This window comes from Serratia sp. Je.1.23.a (genome assembly GCF_051129805.1).
In the GTDB taxonomy this organism is placed as follows: domain Bacteria; phylum Pseudomonadota; class Gammaproteobacteria; order Enterobacterales; family Enterobacteriaceae; genus Serratia; species Serratia liquefaciens.
In genome coordinates this window covers 305,390-323,610 of the sequence record NZ_JBCPSR010000006.1, presented here as the reverse complement: position 1 = coordinate 323,610, position 18,221 = coordinate 305,390, and the positions used below count along the sequence as shown (strand labels likewise).

Sequence of the window (18,221 nt, the reverse complement as noted above, 5' to 3'; positions counted from 1 at the left end):
GGCTTGAATCTTTCTGGCTGGGCGACTGGTTCTCGTTAGAGGAGTCGTTGTTCCCGGTCAGTGGAGGCGCATTATAGGGAGTTCTCAGAAGGCCGCAACCCCTAAATGCAAAAAACTTTTCAAGCGCTCAAATAACCACCAATAAAGCCATTTTAGGATATTTATTAGACGAAATTACGGGGTTTTAGCGCCATTGCCAGGGCAAACAGCTTAAACCCGACGAAAGCCGATAAAAAAGGGAGCGGTCGCCCGCTCCCTTTCATCGTAATCACTATATAGATAATAGACAGCCGTTACTGTTTGGCGACGATATGCTCGTCTTCCACATCCAGCGTCACCGGTATACCCGGGATCAGCTTGCCGGAAAGGATTTGCTGCGCCAGCGGGTTCTCGATCTCCTGCTGAATAGCTCGTTTCAGTGGACGAGCCCCATACACAGGATCGAAACCGGTTTTGCCCAACAGCTCCAACGCCGGTTCGGTCATAGTCACTTCGTAACCACGCTCTTCCAAACGTTTGTACAGACGTGCCAACTGAATCTTGGCGATCTCGGCGATGTGTTTCTGACCGAGCGGGTGGAACACTACCACCTCATCTATACGGTTGATGAATTCCGGGCGGAAGTGGTGCGTTACCATTTCCATTACCGATTCTTTCATCTGCGTATAGTTCATCTGACCAAAGTGTTCCTGGATCAGATCAGACCCCAGGTTGGAAGTCATGATCACCACCGTATTGCGGAAATCGACGGTACGGCCTTGACCATCGGTCAGGCGGCCATCATCCAATACCTGCAACAGGATGTTGAACACATCCGGGTGCGCTTTCTCCACTTCATCCAGCAGGATCACTGAATAAGGTCTGCGACGCACTGCCTCGGTCAGATAACCGCCCTCTTCATAACCGACATAACCTGGAGGCGCCCCCACCAGCCGCGATACCGAATGTTTCTCCATAAACTCGGACATGTCGATACGCACCATAGCGTCGTCGCTGTCGAACAGGAACGAAGCCAGTGCTTTACACAGTTCGGTTTTACCTACCCCGGTCGGACCGAGGAACAGGAACGAACCGATAGGTCGGTTCGGATCTGACAGCCCGGCACGGCTACGACGGATCGCGTTGGATACCGCGCTCACCGCTTCGTTCTGGCCAATGACCCGCGAATGCAGCTCTTGTTCCAGACGTAACAGCTTATCCCGTTCGCCTTCAAGCATTCTGGCGACAGGAATACCGGTAGCGCGCGCCAGCACTTCAGCGATTTCTGCGTCGGTCACCCGGTTACGCAGCAGTTTCATAGTCTTGCCTTCGGCCAGCGTGGCAGCGGCAAGCTGTTTTTCCAGCTCTGGGATCTTGCCGTACTGCAGCTCCGACATCCGCCCCAGGTCGCCAACGCGACGCGCCTGCTCCAGGCTTATTTTGGCCTGCTCAAGATCCGCTTTAATATTTTGCGTGCCGGAGAGCGAAGCTTTTTCCGCTTTCCACTCTTCTTCCAGCTCTGAATACTCGCGTTCTTTCTGCTCCAGCTCACCGCTCAGCATTTCCAGGCGTTTCTTGCTGGCGTCGTCCGACTCTTTACTCAACGCCTGCTGCTCCAGCTTGAGCTGAATAATCCGGCGCTCAAGGCGATCGAGCGATTCCGGTTTGGAGTCCATCTGCATGCGGATGCTAGACGCCGCCTCATCAATCAGGTCAATGGCCTTGTCCGGCAGTTGACGATCGGAAATATAGCGGTGCGACAGCGTCGCCGCCGCAACGATTGCCGGGTCGGTGATCTGCACGTGGTGATGCAGTTCATAACGTTCTTTCAAACCGCGCAAAATAGCGATGGTGTCTTCAACACTGGGTTCGGCGACAAACACTTTCTGGAAACGACGTTCAAGCGCCGCGTCCTTCTCTATATATTGACGATATTCGTCGAGAGTTGTCGCGCCGACACAGTGAAGCTCCCCGCGTGCCAACGCAGGTTTCAACATATTGCCCGCATCCATCGCGCCATCGGCTTTACCTGCACCAACCATAGTGTGCAGCTCATCTATAAACAGGATGACGCTGCCTTCCTGTTTAGACAGATCGCTCAAAACGGCTTTCAGACGCTCTTCAAACTCGCCGCGATATTTAGCACCGGCGATCAACGCCCCCATATCGAGGGACAACACGCGCTTATGCTTCAAACCTTCCGGCACTTCGCCATTGATGATGCGCTGAGCCAGGCCTTCGACGATGGCGGTTTTACCCACGCCAGGTTCGCCGATCAACACGGGGTTGTTTTTGGTACGACGTTGCAGCACCTGAATGGTACGGCGTATCTCTTCGTCACGGCCGATAACCGGGTCCAGTTTGCCCTGCTCAGCACGCTCGGTCAGATCGATAGTGTATTTCTTCAACGCCTGACGTTGGTCTTCAGCACCTTGATCTTCCACGCTATCACCGCCTCGCATTTGCTCAATGGCCTTACTGATTTTATCGGTCGTTGCACCGGCTGCTTTCAACAGATCGGTCAAGTTACCGCGATCTTCAAGCACCGCCAGAACAAAGAGTTCGGATGAGATAAATTTGTCCGCCCGCTTTTGTGCCAGCTTGTCGCACAAATTCAGGACACGCACCAGCTCATGCGACGGTTGAACGTCACCACCAGTACCTTCAACTTGAGGCAGACGAGACAAGGCCTGTTCGATCTCGGTGCGCACGCGCCCAGCATCGATACCGGCAGAAGTTAATAATGGGCGAACCGTGCCCCCATCCTGATTGAGCAGAGCGCTCATCAGATGTAACGGTTCAATAAATTGGTTGTCGCGCCCAAGGGCTAGAGATTGGGCATCGGCGAGGGCAAGCTGGAATTTGTTAGTAAGACGATCCAGACGCATAACACCTCCAAGATTGGTCGAAATTGCTACTGGAGATTAAATGAGGTCATCCCTCAAATTTTCAAGGTTATTTCGACTGTATATTTTCGGTACTACATCATGCGCCGTTGGACCGTCCTAATTCAATAGGTTATATCAGCCAGATTAAACTTGCCAGACGTCCGGTTATTCCGTCGCGTCGATAGGAGAAAAAATGACTGATTTCGTTCACCGTACAACGGTCTCCGCCATAGATAGCATGAACCCCTGCGCGTTGTAGACGCTGACGAGCCAGTAAATAGATATCTGCGAGGTATTTATCGCCGCGAGGGGCAAAAGCCAGCTCAGCACCGGGATCAACAGCAATAAATGCCGCGCGGACCTCCGGCCCTACCTCAAACTGCTGCGGGCCGATCGCCGGGCCGAGCCAAACGCTGATGCCTGCAGGCTGAGCGGAAAACGCCGCTAAAGTCTGCTCTAGCACGCCGTTACACAATCCACGCCAACCGGCATGAGCTGCAGCGACTTCATCACCAGACTGCGAGCAGAATAAAACCGGCAAGCAGTCTGCTGTCATCACTGCGCACACCTGTCCTGGCACATTGCTGTAAACCGCGTCCGCTTGCAAATCGACAGGCGTTTGCCCATCCAGTCGCACCACGCGCGTGCCATGCACTTGCTCCAGCCAGACTGGCATCTGCGGCAGATTCGCCGCCGCGACCAGACGTTGACGGTTATCCGCCACCGCCTGAACCTCGTCACCCACGTGAGTGCCGAGATTGAGCGAACCGTACGGCGGCCGACTCACGCCACCGTTACGGGTGCTGCTGCAGGCTTTTACCCCTGCAGGCAGTGGCCAATCGGGCAAGATAAGCGAATCCATTACCAGTTCATCTGATCTTTGAATTCTTCGGTATCGAGCTTCAGTGCGTTAATCAGATCGACCATATCCTGCGGCAGCGGCGCATGCCACTCCATCTGGATACCGCTGATTGGATGATATAAACGCAGCATGGTGGCGTGCAGTGCCTGGCGATCGAAACCGCGCAGTGTGGCAATGAATGCCTCCGAAGCCCCTTTTGGCGGACGTGGACGACCACCGTACAGCTGATCGCCCACCAGCGGGTGGTTAATGTGCGACATATGCACACGGATCTGGTGGGTACGGCCGGTTTCCAGACGCAGACGCAGGCGAGTGTGTGCGCGGAAGTGTTCCATAATGCGGTAATGCGTCACCGCCGGTTTACCCATCGGGTGGACCGCCATGTGGGTACGTTTGGTTGAATGGCGCGAAATCGGCTCTTCGACGGTACCGCCGGCGGTCATGGTACCGATGGCGACAGCTTCGTATTCACGGGTGATTTCACGTGCCTGCAACGCTTCTACCAACCGGGTCTGCGCCGGAACGGTTTTCGCCACTACCATCAGACCGGTCGTGTCCTTGTCCAAACGGTGCACGATACCGGCACGCGGTACGTCGGCGATTTCAGGATAGTAATGCAGCAACGCATTGAGCACCGTGCCGTCCGGGTTACCGGCGCCAGGATGCACAACCAGGTCGCGCGGCTTGTTGATGACCAAAATGTCGCTGTCTTCGTAGACGATATTCAGCGCAATGTCCTGCGGTTCCCAACGGGCCTCTTCTTCTATCTGTGCATCAATGGCGACCGTCTCTCCCCCCAGCACCTTCTCTTTCGGTTTGTTTATCGTTTTGCCATTGACCTGCACCCGATCGTCCAGGATCCAATCTTTTATGCGAGATCGTGAATAATCAGGGAACAATTCGGCCAAAGCCTGATCTAAACGTTGTCCGAGTTGAGATTCGGCCACCGTTGCGGTGAGTTGTACTTGTTGTGCCATATGCAGCTTCTTCGTTAACGTTGGGTTTTCACGGCGATGCCGTTTAATATAATGTGCTATTGTAACTGGTCTTTGTCGGGAGCTTAACGGACAGTCTCCCGGAATAACACCCTGAGGATAATCAAAACGTCATGACGCGTATGAAATATCTGGTGGCGGCAGCCACGTTGAGCCTGGCGCTGGCAGGTTGCTCCACATCCAAGGATGCGGTTCCCGACAACCCGCCTTCGGAAATCTATGCTACTGCCCAGCAAAAACTGCAGGACGGTAACTTTAAGGGCGCGATTACGCAACTCGAAGCGTTAGATAACCGCTATCCTTTCGGACCCTACTCTCAGCAGGTACAGTTGGACCTGATTTATGCCTACTATAAATCTGCCGATTTACCTATGGCTCAGGCATCTATCGATCGTTTCATGCGTCTGAACCCAACGCACCCAAACATCGACTACGTGATGTATATGCGTGGCCTGACCGATATGGCGTTGGATGACAGTGCACTGCAAGGCTTCTTCGGGGTCGATCGTTCAGACCGCGATCCACAGCATGCTCGCGCTGCATTTCGCGATTTCAGCCAGCTGATTCAGCAGTACCCGAACAGCCAGTATGTAACCGATGCCAACAAGCGTCTGGTGTATCTGAAAGACCGCCTGGCCAAGTATGAGCTTTCGGTGGTGGAATACTACACTAAACGCGGTGCCTACGTCGCGGTCGTTAATCGTGCTGAACAGATGCTGCGTGAATTCCCTGATACTCAAGCGACGCGCGACGCGCTGCCGCTGATGGAAAATGCGTACAAGCAGTTGCAACTGAACGGCCAAGCCGACAAAGTGGCCAAAGTGATTAGCGCCAACCCGGCATAGTCTGATGGGTAACGGCAGGAAAACAAAACGGCAGCTTCGGCTGCCGTTTTTATTTGCTGTAAATTCACCCAGATCAGGATAAATACACAAGCAAAAACACGATGTTAGCAAGACTGCAACACCGCTTATCCTTTCAATAATGCGCGTTCCGCTTCCAAGACTCAAGCGTTAGATGACCATTTCAGATGCTGAATCACAGATTGAACTAACTTTGCAAAAAGTGACAAAAAAACGTGATTTTCATCACGCATTTCAGCAAAAAGCGGGGTATGCTGGACTCATCCAAGACGGAAAGACAGAGAGGTAAGTTATATGACATTGAACATTACCAGCAAACAAATGGATATCACTCCCGCAATCCGCAGTCACGTCGAAGACCGTCTCACCAAACTGGAAAAATGGCAGGCCCAACTGATTAACCCGCATATCGTCTTATCCAAAGAACCGAAAGGGTTTGTTGCCGACGCCACCATTACCACACCTAACGGCCCGCTGGTCGCCAGCGCAAAACATGAAGACATGTACACCGCCGTTAACGAACTGATCGCCAAGCTGGAGCGTCAGTTGAACAAGGTGCAGCACAAAGGCGAAGCACGCCGTGCCGCCGCCAGCGTGAAGGACATCGTTCCGGAAGTGGAGCCGGAACAGGAATAGCCGTTTAGCGGCTGTTTCACATCAAACGCGCCTGAGGGCGCGTTTTTTGTCTGGTTTTTTATTGACGGGATAAAAACCTGCGGTTACTTTAAAACCTGTCTCACACACTTTGGATAGTACATGGTCCGTAAACCGTTTTTCTTCGCATTCTTTTTTACCTTCCCCTGATTGGGAGGCGTTTCGTCGTGTGATAAAGAATGCGAAGACGAACAGCAAAGCCTCCTGAAATCAGGGGGCTTTTTTTATGGCTATTTTACGACGTATAAAAATATAAGGCAGAAGCTGATTATGACCGACAACCCGTTACTCGTGCTGCGCCAACGCATCAGCGCACTGGATCTTAAACTGCTGTCCTTGCTGGCAGAACGCCGTGAGCTGGCGGTAGAAGTAGGTAAAACCAAGTTGCACTCTCATCGGCCAATCCGTGATAAAGAGCGTGAACGCGACCTGCTGGACGCCCTGATCGCCGCAGCCAAGCCCTACGATCTGGACGGATTTTACGTCACCCGTCTGTTTCAACTGATTATCGAAGACTCCGTCCTGACTCAGCAGGCGCTGCTGCAGCACCAGCTCAACCAAATCAGCCAGCATTCTGCCCGTATTGCGTTCCTTGGCCCGAAAGGCTCTTACTCACACCTGGCGGCCCGCCAATATGCTGCTCGCCATTTCGATCAGTTGATCGAGTGCGGTTGCCAGAAATTCCAGGATATCTTCACCCAGGTTGAAACCGGCCAGGCGGATTACGCCATCCTGCCGATCGAAAACACCAGCTCCGGCTCGATTAATGACGTTTACGACCTGCTGCAACACACCAGTTTGTCGATCGTCGGCGAACTGACTAACCCTATCGATCACTGTGTGCTGATCGCCAGCGATACCGACCTCGATCAGATCGAAACCGTATATAGCCACCCGCAACCTTTCCAACAGTGCAGCCAGTTTATTAATCGCTACCCGCACTGGAAAATCGAATACTGTGAAAGCACCGCTGCGGCAATGGAAAAAGTGGCAAAGTTGAACTCGCCAAAAGCGGCGGCGCTGGGCAGCGAAGCCGGCGGTGCACTCTATGGCCTGCAGGTACTGGAACATAAACTGGCCAATCAGCAGCAGAACATTACCCGCTTTATCGTATTGGCGCGCAAGGCTATCGAAGTTTCCGAGCAGGTGCCCGCTAAGACCACGCTGATTATGGCCACCGGCCAGCAGTCGGGTGCCTTGGTGGAAGCGCTGCTGGTACTGCGCGACAACGGCATCATCATGACCAAGCTGGAATCGCGCCCGATTAACGGCAACCCGTGGGAAGAGATGTTTTATATCGATGTGCAGGCTAACCTGCGTTCTGAAGCGATGCAGAAGGCATTGAGAGATCTGACGCCAATCACCCGCTCGCTGAAGGTGCTGGGGTGTTACCCGAGCGACACCGTGGTGCCAGTCAACCCGTCCTGAATACCATTAAAAAGGGTTCGGCATAACCGAACCCTTATCATTATTGGCGACTGTCATTCGCCTGACGTAGCAGCGAACGGCTTTCCACCAGGAAACGTTGCGCATAGTCGCCAAACCAATGTTCGACCTTCTGAAAGCTTTGGATAAACGCCTGTTTATCGCCCTGTTCCAACAGTTTTATTGCCTCACCAAACCGCTGATAGTAACGCTTGATCAGCGCAATGTTCTCTTCGGAAGACATAATGATATCCGCGTACAGCTGCGGGTCTTGAGCAAACAGCCGCCCGACCATCGCCAACTCCAGCCGATAGATCGGTGAAGAAAGGGCCAGCAACTGCTCCAACTGCACGTTTTCTTCCGCCAGATGCAAACCATAAGCAAAGGTCGCGAAGTGACGCAGCGCCTGAATAAACGCCATGTTCTGATCGTGCTCAACCGCGCTGATACGGTGCAAACGCGCTCCCCATACCTGCAGCTGTTCGAGCAACCATTGGTAGGCTTGCGGTTCGCGGCCATCGCAATAGACCACCACCTGCTTGGCCACGCTGCCTACGTCTGGGCCAAACATGGGGTGTAGCCCCACCACTGGGCCATGGTGCGCCGCCAGCATGGCATTCAACGGGCGATTTTTTACCGAGGCCAGATCAACCAGAATACAGTCTGCAGGCAATGGCGGTAACCGCTCAATCACCTGTTCGGTGACGTGAATAGGGACGCTGACAATCACCATTCCGGCATCGGCAAGCAGCGTATCAGCCTGATTCCAGTCTTCCTGGTCCAACACTTTGACCTGGTAACCGGACAGCGTCAGCAAGCGATTAAACAACCGCCCCATTTGACCGTTGCCGCCGATAATGACGATCGGGCGCAGTTGCGGATGTAGCGTTTTAAAGCCTTTGTCGTTCTCGCTGACGTAAGACTCGCGCATCACCCTGCGCAGCACGTCCTCAATCAAATCGGGCGGCACACCCAGGTTTTCCGCTTCTTGACGCCGTGAGGCCAGCATCGCCGCCTCACGCTCAGGAACATACACCGGTAAGCCGTGGTGGCTTTTAACCTCTCCCACTTCCGCCACCAACTGCAGGCGTTTAGCCAGCAGCTCCAGCAGCGCCTTATCCACTTCGTCGATTTGATCGCGCAACGCGGTCAGTTCAGCCACCATAACTTACTACTCTCCAGTGCGTGCCGTCAGCGCGGCGCCGAGTTCCTGGTGCATATGGCGCAGCAGCGTCTCTGTACTTTCCCAGTTAATACAGGCGTCGGTAACAGAAACCCCATAGCGCATATCTGCACGCGGTTGCTCAGAAGACTGGCTGCCTTCGTGCAAGTGGCTTTCCAGCATGATGCCGGTGATCGAACGGTTACCCGCTTTGATCTGCTCTACCACGGACTCGGCAACCGCCGGTTGACGGCGATAGTCTTTATTCGAGTTGCCATGGCTGCAATCTATCATCAAGGACGGGTGGAGTCCCGCATCCAGCATCTGTTTTTCACAGGCCGCCACGTCCTCAGCGCTGTAGTTTGGCGTTTTACCACCGCGCAGGATCACATGGCCATCAGGGTTACCCTGCGTCTGCAGCAGGCACACTTGCCCAGCCTGATTTATACCGACAAAACGGTGTGGCATTGCCGCAGCGCGCATAGCATTGATCGCCGTGCCCAAGCTGCCGTCGGTACCGTTTTTAAAACCTACCGGCATTGACAGCCCAGAAGCCATCTCACGGTGAGTTTGTGATTCAGTCGTGCGCGCACCAATCGCTGACCAGCTGAACAAATCACCCAGGTATTGCGGACTGTTCGGATCCAACGCTTCGGTCGCCAACGGCAAGCCCATACCAACCAGATCCAGCAGCAGGCGACGCGCAATGTGCAGACCTGCTTCAACGTCAAACGAACCGTCCATGTATGGGTCGTTAATCAGACCTTTCCAGCCGACGGTGGTACGAGGTTTTTCAAAATAGACACGCATAACGATATACAGCTGATCGCTCAATTCAGCTGACAGGGTTTTCAAATGACGGGCGTAATCAAGTGCCGCATCCGGGTCGTGAATAGAACAAGGTCCGCACACCACCAGCAGGCGATGATCGCGCCCCTGCAGAATATCGGCGATGGTTTTGCGTGCCGTGGCGATTTCATTCTCGTCGCTGGCACTAAGCGGGAACTGGTTCTTCAGCTCTTCCGGAGTAATCAGAATCTGTTCTGCACTGATATGAACGTTATTGAGCGCGTCTTTTTGCATGATGCTATTCCTGTCGTTTGCCGTTATGCGTAAGCGTTGATAGAACATTGAGCGTTTCAGGTTCTTACCCTACCACGAAATGTAAAGATTTCAATCCATTTGGTGTAAATAAAAAATTACCACAAATAAAAAGCGCTAAATAAGTCATGGAAAAACCAGAACAAATAACTTAACTCAATGATTATTAATTATTTTTAAGACTCTCAGCTACACGAGACTTCCTTGCACACCAAAATGCTAAAACCCGACAAAATCGTAAACAATTCGATACACCAAAAACGCAACGACCCACATGCCTCATCCACCGAACGTTCAAAAGCCTGAGGTTTACCCTTTCCACCGCAGAGAACCTTAACGGGTAAATCAAATCACCTAAAAATTAAACAACTGAAACACAAATAACAAACAATAAACCGGCAATTTATTTTCAATTACTTTCCTCTATTAATTAAAATACAAAAATATGAGTAAAACCTATTGAATAAATATTGCGGAACTTCACAGTTATCGCGCGAAAAATAAATAATTATGGTGTTATTCGTTCGCACCTCTTTAGGGTTAATCTGCGTAGACAGAGCCCGTGTCACCTGCATTGAGAATGTATGAGCGTTAGCTGCTTTTCATTTCTTGACAAGGGAATATCATGATCACTTTGCAGTTCTTAATTATTATAATCTGCTTATTAGTTGGCACTCGGTTTGGCGGTATGGGGCTGGGCCTAATAAGCGGTATTGGTTTATTCCTCTTATGTTTTATATTCGGGTTGGAACCAGGTAAACCTCCCGTTGAGGTTATGCTGACTATTCTTGCAGTAATCGGTTGTGCTTCAGTGTTGCAAACTGCCGGCGGTTTGAACGTGATGATGCAATATGCAGAGCGACTGCTGCGCCGCCACCCACAGCACATCACGCTGCTTGCCCCTTTCACCACCTGGACTCTGACGTTCCTGTGCGGCACAGGGCATGTGGTGTACACCATGTTCCCGATCATTTCCGATATCGCCATCAAAAAAGGGATCCGCCCAGAACGCCCAATGGCCGTGGCTTCCGTCGCCTCGCAAATGGCCATCACAGCTTCGCCGGTTTCCGTGGCCGTTGTGTCCCTGGTTTCAATCATTGCCGCAGGACATGGGATTGGCAAAGCTTACACGCTAGTAGAAATCCTTGCCGTCTCGATCCCGGCTTCATTAGTCGGGGTGTTAATGGCGGCCTTATGGAGCCTGCGCCGCGGTAAAGATCTGGATAAGGACGCTGAATTCCAGGAAAAAATCAAAGATCCAGAACAACGGGCCTATATTTTTGGCAGCACCGAAACGCTGCTCAATCAGAGATTCCCCAAGCAGGCTTACTGGTCCACAGCGATCTTCTTTGCGGCTATCGCCATCGTCGTACTCTTGGGGGCTTTTGCTGATTTACGCCCTTCCTTTGCCAATGCCAAAGGGATACTGAAACCGCTGTCTATGAATCTGGTGATCCAGATGATGATGCTGATCGCCGGTGCCGTTATTCTGATGGGCTGCAAAGTCAAACCCGGCGATATTGCCAATGGTGCGGTTTTCAAAGCCGGCATGGTCGCTATTTTTTCCGTATTCGGCGTGGCGTGGATGAGTGATACCTTCTTCCAGGCACATATGGGAGAGTTAAAACTCCTGCTTGAAGACGTGGTAAAAAGTCAGCCGTGGACTTACGCGATCGTTCTGTTCCTGGTTTCCAAGCTGGTCAACAGCCAGGCAGCTGCGCTCACCGCGATTGCCCCAATGGCGCTGCAGTTGGGCGTCGACCCCAAAATGCTGCTGGCCTTCTTCCCGGCCGCGTACGGTTACTTCGTCTTGCCCACTTATCCAAGCGATTTGGCCTGCATCGGTTTTGACCGCTCCGGAACAACGCGCATCGGTAAATTTATCATCAACCACAGCTTTATTATTCCTGGCCTGATCGGCGTGCTGTGTTCCTGTATCACCGGGTATCTTCTGGTCATCACCTTCCTGTAATCACTTCCCCAACGGCAACGGTATTCCCCGTTGCCGCTCACACCATTGACCACATAAATAATAATGGTAATCAGTATTTTATGCCGTTAACAGGGTTAAAAGTCAGTAGAAGAAAAGTGAATAAGTGAGGACGAAAAATTAAAAACTTAAGCTAATAGTCGCTATTTTGGTCGCAATGGCGAACCGATATAATGTGACCGAAATCACTTATAACCACTCTTAACAACTGGATCAAAAATGCTCTCTTTACGCGCTCGCCGCGCTATTCCGCTGTTCATTAGCTGCTTAACGACTTTCACCAGTGTTTCAGCCCTTGCCGACAATACGCTTTTCACCGCGATGGACGATCCGGCCACCGCCAAAAAACCGTTTGAAGGCAACGTCCAGGCCGGTTACAACTCGCAGTCAGGCAACTCACAAAGCTCTACCCTGTTGGCCAATACCAGCATGACCTGGTTCAACAGCGATGCCGCTTATAGCCTGTGGGGTGCGGCCAATAACACCACATCCTCCAACGTGCGCTCGTCAGAAAAGTATCAGGCCGGCGGCCGTACCCGTTATAACCTGTCCGATCGTAATTACCTGTTCGGTCAGGCGAGCTGGCTGAGCGATCGCTTCAACGGTTATGATTCCCGCTCGACGCTGACCGGCGGTTATGGTCGCCAAATCCTCAATGGGCCGCTTAGCGATCTGCGAGTTGAATTCGGTCCGGGCGTGCGTCACGACGAATACCATGGCGGTGGGCGTTCCACCAAAGCGCTGGCTTACGGTGCGGCCAACTATTCGTACCAGTTGACCGACAATACCAAGTTCTCTGAAGGCGTTTCCGCGCTGGCGAACGAAGAAACCACGCTGAACTCCGAAACCGCACTCAGCGTCGCCATTAACGAAAAGTTCGCGTTGCGTCTGGCTTACACCGTGACTTACAACAGCAAGCCTCCAGCCTCTGCGCCAAAGAATACCGACACCACCACTTCTATCAGCCTGGTGTACGGTTTGTAATCCTTCTTACTTCTGCACCTGTTATACGACTAAGCCCATCATTGATGGGCTTTTTTTATGCCTGAAAATCAAATTTAGACATTTTGCTAAAAACATAACTTTTACTATTGACGAGTTTAGCAAATAGCTTAATACTGTATGTATACACAGTATTAATTGAATGGGTGCAGAGCATGAGAAAACTCAATCATCGCGGCTGAATCCGTTACTACCATCAGGAGTGTCCGTTAATAAGCTGGGGTGTAACTCCCACCTAATTAGGCAGGCTGCTGATTTTGATTGTGGCTTAATGCCCAACCCGTTTTCACTTAAAATATTGCAAGGGGGTTTTTATGATGCACTGTCCACTCTGCGGTAGCGTGGCCCATACTCGCTCCAGCCGTTATCTGAGCGAAGCGACCAAAGAGCGCTATCACCAATGCCAAAACATTAACTGCAGCTGTACCTTTGCCACGCACGAGTCTGTCGCTCGCGTGATTGTAAAGCCTGGCGATATCGTTCCTGCACAGCCACATCCGGAAAAAAGCAAACAGCGCGCCGCGGCGCTGTAATGCAAAGAGCCTGCAAACGCAGGCTTTTTTATGCCTGTAAAACGGACCTTCTGGGAGCATTTTCGCATCTTGCAGATGCAATCCCCGATCTGCAGGCATAAAAAAAGGGGTTGGCACAGTGCCAACCCCTTCATAGCTATTAACTTTTGGATGCAGCGTTAGCCGACGCGGTTCAGACGCTCTTTGATACGAGCAGACTTACCAGTACGCTCACGCAGATAGTACAGTTTGGCTTTACGAACGGCACCACGACGTTTAACAGTAATGCTGTCGATTACTGGGGAGTGAGTCTGGAATACACGCTCAACACCTTCGCCGTTGGAAATCTTACGAACAGTGAATGCAGAGTGCAGACCGCGGTTACGGATAGCGATAACCACGCCCTCGAATGCCTGCAGACGTTTTTTGCTACCTTCAACGACCCATACCTTAACTTCCACGGAATCACCCGGACGGAATGCAGGTACGTCTTGCTTCATCTGCTCTTGTTCAATTTGCTTAATAATGTTGCTCATAATATGTCTCTTACCCTAGGTAAACTGATATATCGGTCCCGTCGAGCCAGTTGCTCAGACGTTCCCTTCATAGTCCTGTTGCTTGGCCTGATGTTCCCGTTGGAACTCAGCCAGCAACACCGCTTGCTCGTCAGTCAGAGCTAGGCTTTCTAGAAGTTCAGGTCTTCTAAGCCAGGTACGGCCCAGCGACTGCTTTAAGCGCCAGCGACGTATCTCGGCATGGTTGCCCGACAGTAAGACTGGCGGAACTTCCATCCCTTCCAACACCTCAGGACGGGTATAGTGCGGGCAGTCCAGCAATCCATCGACAAAAGAATCTTCTTCTGCTGAGGCCTGATGGCCCAGCACCCCCGGTATAAAACGGGCGACTGAATCAATCAGAGTCATTGCCGGCAGTTCCCCGCCGCTGAGTACGTAATCGCCGATTGACCATTCTTCATCAATTTCGGTTTGGATTACGCGCTCGTCTACCCCTTCATAACGACCGCACACCAGAATCATCTTCTGGTTGGTCGCCAGTTCGCATACGCCGGTTTGATCCAGCTTACGCCCCTGAGGTGACAGATAAATCACCTTTGCTCCCTCGCCTGCCGCTGCTTTTGCTGCATGAATGGCTTCCCGCAAGGGTTGTACCATCATCAACATTCCCGGGCCGCCGCCATAAGGGCGATCGTCCACGGTACGATGCCGGTCGTAGGTGAAGTCACGCGGACTCCAACACTGCACGCTCAGCAGGCCATTTTTTACTGCCCGGCCAGTCACCCCGTAATCGGTGATTGCGCGGAACATCTCAGGAAACAGGCTTACAATACCAATGAACACAAGCCAATCCCCATACTGTCATTCCACTTGTTTCGACCGTTTGATTCGGAGGTCAAAAACCAGGATCCCAATCTGCTTCAATCACGCGAGCAGTGAGATCGACTTTCTTGATAACCTGCCCATGAAGAAACGGGACCAACCGCTCCTTCATGCCGAACGCATCTTTCAGGTTAGCTTTCACTACCATCACGTCGTTTGAACCGGTTTCCATCATATCGACGACTTTACCCAGTTCGTAACCGGTGGTCGTGACTACCTGGCAGCCCATAAGGTCTTTCCAGTAGTAATCATCACCCACCAACGGAGGAAGTTGTTCCGAATCCACCTGAATTTCGCAATTGGTCAGTAGATTCGCAGCATCCCGATCATCAACGCCTTTGACTTTGATGATCAGATCCTGACTGTGGCGCTTCCAGTCTTCCAACTCGACAAGCTGCCATTGACCCGCCCGCTGGATAAACCACGGCTGATAGTCAAAAATGCTTTCGGCGTTCTCGGTGGATGAAAATACTCTGAGCCAACCACGAATGCCGTAAGTAGACCCCATTTTACCGAGTACAATCGGCTGCTTAGGTGCTACCGGTTTGAGTTGCTTGCTCATTGCCACCACCGCGACAGATTAAGCTGCTTTCTTAGCGTCTTTGATCAGCGCGTGAACGCGATCAGAAACGGTTGCACCCAGACCGACCCAATGTTCGATGCGGTCCAGGTCCAGACGCAGTGCTTCAGCCTGACCAGATGCGATCGGGTTGAAGAAGCCTACGCGCTCGATGAAACGACCATCACGAGCATTGCGGCTGTCGGTCACTACTACTTGATAGAACGGACGCTTTTTAGCGCCGCCACGTGCCAAACGAATTGTTACCATAACATCCTCTTTAGTTAATAAAACAGCCGGGCCCCATTGAGGGAACGGGGCCCGGTTGCAATATAAAAAGCCCGAAAATTTTACTCATTTTGGCGCAAAAAGCAATCTAAAGCGTAGATCAGCGTCAACTACTTTTTGCAGCCGGTAATATTCCGGGCGGTTTTTGCCGCGAACGGCAAATGCTTAAACACGCTCACCCCAAGGGGCACGCGCCTGTCAGCGGCCTGGGAAGCCCGGCGGCATCATACCTTTCATGCCGCGCATCATCTTCGCCATTCCGCCTTTCTTCATCTTTTTCATCATGCGCTGCATTTCGTCGAACTGCTTCAACAAGCGGTTAACGTCCTGCACCTGCATACCGGAACCCATCGCAATGCGGCGCTTGCGCGAGCCTTTGATGATTTCCGGTTTGGCGCGCTCTTTCAGCGTCATCGAGTTGATGATTGCTTCCATACGCACCAGAACCTTGTCGTCCATTTGCGATTTCACATTGTCCGGCAGTTGGCCGGCGCCAGGCAGTTTGCTCAGCATGCTGGCCATACCACCCATGTTACGCATCTGCTTCAGCTGTTCCAGGAAGTCGGTCAGATCGAAACCGTCACCTTTCTTCAGCTTGTTAGCCAGTTTCTCCGCCTGCTCGCGGTCAACTTTGCTTTCGATATCTTCGATCAGCGACAGCACATCGCCCATGCCCAGAATGCGTGATGCCACGCGGTCCGGATGGAAGGGCTCCAGCGCTTCGGTCTTCTCGCCCACGCCGAGGAACTTGATCGGCTTGCCCGTGATGTGACGGATAGACAACGCGGCACCGCCACGCGCATCACCGTCGACCTTGGTCAGTACCACACCGGTCAGCGGTAATGCTTCATTAAAGGCCTTGGCCGTGTTGGCAGCATCCTGGCCGGTCATGGCGTCAACCACAAACAGGGTTTCCACCGGCTTGATCGCCGCGTGCACCTGCTTGATTTCGTCCATCATCGCTTCGTCAACGTGCAAACGGCCGGCGGTATCGACGATCAGTACGTCGTAGAACTTCAGCTTGGCCTGTTGCAGCGCACGGTTAACGATGTCGATCGGCTTTTCTTTGACATCAGACGGGAAGAAGTCGATGCCGACGCTTTCCGCCAGGGTTTCCAGCTGTTTGATCGCCGCAGGGCGATAAACGTCGGCAGAAACCACCAGGACTTTTTTCTTCTGTTTTTCTTTCAGGAATTTACCAAGCTTGGCGACGCTGGTGGTTTTACCGGCGCCCTGCAGGCCCGCCATCAGCACCACTGCCGGCGGTTGCGCCGCCAGGTTCAGCTCGGTGTTCACTTCGCCCATCGCGGCAATCAGCTCGCTCTTGACGATCTTGACGAACTCTTGCCCCGGCGTCAGGCTTTTGTTGACTTCATGACCTACCGCGCTCTCTTTCACGCGGTTGATAAAGTCCCGCACGACCGGTAGCGCAACGTCCGCTTCCAGCAATGCCATGCGCACTTCACGCAGGGTTTCCTTGATATTTTCTTCGGTCAGCCGCCCACGGCCGCTGATATTGCGCAGGGTGCGCGACAAACGATCGGTTAAATTTTCAAACATCGTCTCATGCTCAACGTGTAATGACAGGCCGCTCTGGCGACATAATTGCGGCGATTATAACACGAAGCGTAGAGGATCTCTGCCTCAGCGTTGGAGATCGGTTGGAGTGGGACGCGCTCGACGCTATACTGACAATCCAATTCACCACGTCGAAGCAAAATTAAACGCTATGCCAGTTTTCTCCATTGTGGCTTTGATCGCCTACCTGCTCAGCCTTGGACTGATTATTCCCAGCTTGTTGCGGAAGAACAGCGCATACCGTCGGCTTGCTCTCGTCTCGGCGGTGGTGGCGCTAATTTGCCACGCCATCGCACTTCAGCAGCGTATCTTTGACGTCAGCGCCGGGCAAAATCTCAGCTTGCTGAACATAGGTTCGATAGTCAGCCTGATCATTTGCTCGGTCATGACCTTCGTGGCTTCGCGCGATCGCGGCTGGTTCCTGCTGCCTATCGTCTACAGCTTCGCGATGATCAACCTGGCATTCGCCAGCTTTATGCCGGGTGAATTTATTACGCATCTGGAAGCCAGCCCGGAACTGATGGTGCATATCGGCCTGGCGCTGTTCTCCTACGCTACGCTGATCATTGCCGCGCTGTATGCGCTGCAACTGGCCTGGCTGGATTACCTGCTGAAAAACAAAAAGCTGTCTTTCAGCGCCGATATGCCGCCGTTGATGAGCATCGAACGCAAGATGTTCCACATCACCCAGATAGGCGTCGTGTTGCTCACGCTCACGTTGTGCACCGGGCTGCTTTATATGGATAACCTGTTCAGCAAAGAGAACGTGCACAAAGCCGTGCTGTCTATCATGGCGTGGTTTGTGTATATCGTCTTGCTGTGGGGCCATTATCACGAAGGCTGGCGCGGTCGCCGCGTCGTTTGGTTCAGCTTTGCCGGTGCCATCCTACTCACGCTGGCCTACTTTGGCAGCCGTCTGATTCAGCAAGTGATGGTTCGCTAAGCTCTCAGGCACTCTTTCTCCAT

General features: G+C 52.5%; 18 protein-coding genes and 1 other annotated feature. Of the genes, 8 read left to right on the top strand and 10 right to left on the bottom strand.

Features of this window, described 5'->3' with window-relative positions; translation table 11 throughout:
- Positions 1 to 293: 293 nt before the first annotated feature.
- The 3 genes from clpB to rluD all read right to left on the bottom strand — a co-directional run bounded on the left by clpB (position 294) and on the right by rluD (position 4,706).
- A complete protein-coding gene (clpB, locus tag AAZT04_RS20625; RefSeq protein WP_020825302.1) occupies positions 294 to 2,867 on the bottom strand; it encodes an ATP-dependent chaperone ClpB in 2,574 nt (857 codons plus the stop codon).
- 130 nt (positions 2,868 to 2,997) lie between these two features.
- A complete protein-coding gene (yfiH, locus tag AAZT04_RS20620; RefSeq protein ID WP_261104289.1) occupies positions 2,998 to 3,729 on the bottom strand; it encodes a purine nucleoside phosphorylase YfiH in 732 nt (243 codons plus the stop codon).
- Positions 3,729 to 4,706 carry a 23S rRNA pseudouridine(1911/1915/1917) synthase RluD gene (rluD, locus tag AAZT04_RS20615; RefSeq protein ID WP_020825300.1) on the bottom strand — a complete coding sequence of 326 codons (978 nt, stop codon included), beginning with the start codon at positions 4,704 to 4,706 and terminating at the stop codon, positions 3,729 to 3,731. The genes yfiH and rluD overlap by 1 nt, the downstream gene beginning before the upstream one ends.
- Positions 4,707 to 4,837: 131 nt before the next feature.
- Here rluD and bamD point away from each other — a divergent pair, with 131 nt between their 5' ends.
- From bamD to pheA, 4 genes are all read left to right on the top strand, one after another.
- Positions 4,838 to 5,569, top strand: a complete 732-nt coding sequence (bamD, locus tag AAZT04_RS20610; RefSeq protein WP_020825299.1) for an outer membrane protein assembly factor BamD — start codon at positions 4,838 to 4,840, stop codon at positions 5,567 to 5,569.
- 312 nt (positions 5,570 to 5,881) lie between these two features.
- Entirely contained in the window at positions 5,882 to 6,223 is a 342-nt protein-coding gene (gene raiA, locus AAZT04_RS20605; protein WP_020825298.1) for a ribosome-associated translation inhibitor RaiA, read from the top strand.
- A gap of 119 nt (positions 6,224 to 6,342) precedes the next feature.
- Positions 6,343 to 6,469, top strand: a sequence feature (Phe leader region).
- On the top strand, positions 6,344 to 6,391 hold the full coding sequence (gene pheL, locus AAZT04_RS20600; RefSeq protein ID WP_187962929.1) for a pheA operon leader peptide PheL: 48 nt from the start codon (positions 6,344 to 6,346) through the stop codon (positions 6,389 to 6,391). It overlaps the preceding feature by 48 nt.
- Before the next feature lie 42 nt (positions 6,470 to 6,511).
- Positions 6,512 to 7,669, top strand: a complete 1,158-nt coding sequence (gene pheA, locus AAZT04_RS20595) for a bifunctional chorismate mutase/prephenate dehydratase (protein WP_434681526.1) — start codon at positions 6,512 to 6,514, stop codon at positions 7,667 to 7,669.
- Between the two features lie 40 nt (positions 7,670 to 7,709).
- On the opposite strand, the gene tyrA is transcribed toward pheA, so the two are convergent.
- Complete coding sequence (gene tyrA / locus AAZT04_RS20590) at positions 7,710 to 8,831, bottom strand: bifunctional chorismate mutase/prephenate dehydrogenase (RefSeq protein WP_020825296.1); 1,122 nt, start codon at positions 8,829 to 8,831, stop codon at positions 7,710 to 7,712.
- Between the two features lie 6 nt (positions 8,832 to 8,837).
- Positions 8,838 to 9,911, bottom strand: coding sequence for a 3-deoxy-7-phosphoheptulonate synthase (locus AAZT04_RS20585; protein WP_020825295.1), 1,074 nt, complete (start codon positions 9,909 to 9,911; stop codon positions 8,838 to 8,840).
- 643 nt (positions 9,912 to 10,554) lie between these two features.
- Between AAZT04_RS20585 and AAZT04_RS20580 the strand changes: the two genes are divergently transcribed.
- From AAZT04_RS20580 to AAZT04_RS20570, 3 genes are all read left to right on the top strand, one after another.
- The gene (locus tag AAZT04_RS20580; RefSeq protein WP_234529157.1) at positions 10,555 to 11,901 is read left to right on the top strand and encodes an anaerobic C4-dicarboxylate transporter; all 1,347 of its coding nucleotides are present in this window, start codon (positions 10,555 to 10,557) and stop codon (positions 11,899 to 11,901) included.
- A 237-nt stretch (positions 11,902 to 12,138) separates the two neighbouring features.
- On the top strand, positions 12,139 to 12,903 hold the full coding sequence (locus AAZT04_RS20575; protein WP_020825294.1) for a DUF481 domain-containing protein: 765 nt from the start codon (positions 12,139 to 12,141) through the stop codon (positions 12,901 to 12,903).
- Positions 12,904 to 13,235: 332 nt separating this feature from the next.
- Positions 13,236 to 13,454 carry a DNA-binding transcriptional regulator gene (locus AAZT04_RS20570; protein ID WP_020825293.1) on the top strand — a complete coding sequence of 73 codons (219 nt, stop codon included), beginning with the start codon at positions 13,236 to 13,238 and terminating at the stop codon, positions 13,452 to 13,454.
- A 158-nt stretch (positions 13,455 to 13,612) separates the two neighbouring features.
- Here AAZT04_RS20570 and rplS read toward each other — a convergent pair whose 3' ends face one another.
- The 5 genes from rplS to ffh all read right to left on the bottom strand — a co-directional run bounded on the left by rplS (position 13,613) and on the right by ffh (position 17,237).
- A complete protein-coding gene (gene rplS, locus AAZT04_RS20565; protein WP_004950372.1) occupies positions 13,613 to 13,969 on the bottom strand; it encodes a 50S ribosomal protein L19 in 357 nt (118 codons plus the stop codon).
- A gap of 54 nt (positions 13,970 to 14,023) precedes the next feature.
- On the bottom strand, positions 14,024 to 14,791 hold the full coding sequence (trmD, locus tag AAZT04_RS20560; protein WP_020825292.1) for a tRNA (guanosine(37)-N1)-methyltransferase TrmD: 768 nt from the start codon (positions 14,789 to 14,791) through the stop codon (positions 14,024 to 14,026).
- Between the two features lie 52 nt (positions 14,792 to 14,843).
- Complete coding sequence (gene rimM / locus AAZT04_RS20555; RefSeq protein ID WP_020825291.1) at positions 14,844 to 15,392, bottom strand: ribosome maturation factor RimM; 549 nt, start codon at positions 15,390 to 15,392, stop codon at positions 14,844 to 14,846.
- 18 nt (positions 15,393 to 15,410) lie between these two features.
- Positions 15,411 to 15,659 (bottom strand): 30S ribosomal protein S16, encoded by a 249-nt coding sequence (gene rpsP / locus AAZT04_RS20550; RefSeq protein WP_004932501.1) that lies wholly within the window; start codon positions 15,657 to 15,659, stop codon positions 15,411 to 15,413.
- A gap of 216 nt (positions 15,660 to 15,875) precedes the next feature.
- A complete protein-coding gene (gene ffh, locus AAZT04_RS20545) occupies positions 15,876 to 17,237 on the bottom strand; it encodes a signal recognition particle protein (protein WP_020825290.1) in 1,362 nt (453 codons plus the stop codon).
- Between the two features lie 169 nt (positions 17,238 to 17,406).
- On the opposite strand from ffh, the gene AAZT04_RS20540 reads away from it, so the two are divergent.
- The gene (locus tag AAZT04_RS20540; protein WP_434681519.1) at positions 17,407 to 18,198 is read left to right on the top strand and encodes a cytochrome C assembly family protein; all 792 of its coding nucleotides are present in this window, start codon (positions 17,407 to 17,409) and stop codon (positions 18,196 to 18,198) included.
- Positions 18,199 to 18,221 lie beyond the last annotated feature (23 nt).

Bases quoted from the DNA above. Each gene is read 5' to 3' on its own strand.
- rplS (WP_004950372.1), bottom strand. From the start codon at position 13,969: ATGAGCAACATTATTAAGCAAATTGAACAAGAGCAGATGAAGCAAGAC.
- rpsP (WP_004932501.1), bottom strand. From the start codon at position 15,659: ATGGTAACAATTCGTTTGGCACGTGGCGGCGCTAAAAAGCGTCCGTTC.
- raiA (WP_020825298.1), top strand. From the start codon at position 5,882: ATGACATTGAACATTACCAGCAAACAAATGGATATCACTCCCGCAATC.
- AAZT04_RS20540 (WP_434681519.1), top strand. From the start codon at position 17,407: ATGCCAGTTTTCTCCATTGTGGCTTTGATCGCCTACCTGCTCAGCCTT.
- tyrA (WP_020825296.1), bottom strand. From the start codon at position 8,831: ATGGTGGCTGAACTGACCGCGTTGCGCGATCAAATCGACGAAGTGGAT.
- clpB (WP_020825302.1), bottom strand. From the start codon at position 2,867: ATGCGTCTGGATCGTCTTACTAACAAATTCCAGCTTGCCCTCGCCGAT.
- rluD (WP_020825300.1), bottom strand. From the start codon at position 4,706: ATGGCACAACAAGTACAACTCACCGCAACGGTGGCCGAATCTCAACTC.
- yfiH (WP_261104289.1), bottom strand. From the start codon at position 3,729: ATGGATTCGCTTATCTTGCCCGATTGGCCACTGCCTGCAGGGGTAAAA.
- bamD (WP_020825299.1), top strand. From the start codon at position 4,838: ATGACGCGTATGAAATATCTGGTGGCGGCAGCCACGTTGAGCCTGGCG.
- AAZT04_RS20570 (WP_020825293.1), top strand. From the start codon at position 13,236: ATGATGCACTGTCCACTCTGCGGTAGCGTGGCCCATACTCGCTCCAGC.
- ffh (WP_020825290.1), bottom strand. From the start codon at position 17,237: ATGTTTGAAAATTTAACCGATCGTTTGTCGCGCACCCTGCGCAATATC.
- AAZT04_RS20575 (WP_020825294.1), top strand. From the start codon at position 12,139: ATGCTCTCTTTACGCGCTCGCCGCGCTATTCCGCTGTTCATTAGCTGC.
- AAZT04_RS20580 (WP_234529157.1), top strand. From the start codon at position 10,555: ATGATCACTTTGCAGTTCTTAATTATTATAATCTGCTTATTAGTTGGC.
- pheA (WP_434681526.1), top strand. From the start codon at position 6,512: ATGACCGACAACCCGTTACTCGTGCTGCGCCAACGCATCAGCGCACTG.
- rimM (WP_020825291.1), bottom strand. From the start codon at position 15,392: ATGAGCAAGCAACTCAAACCGGTAGCACCTAAGCAGCCGATTGTACTC.
- AAZT04_RS20585 (WP_020825295.1), bottom strand. From the start codon at position 9,911: ATGCAAAAAGACGCGCTCAATAACGTTCATATCAGTGCAGAACAGATT.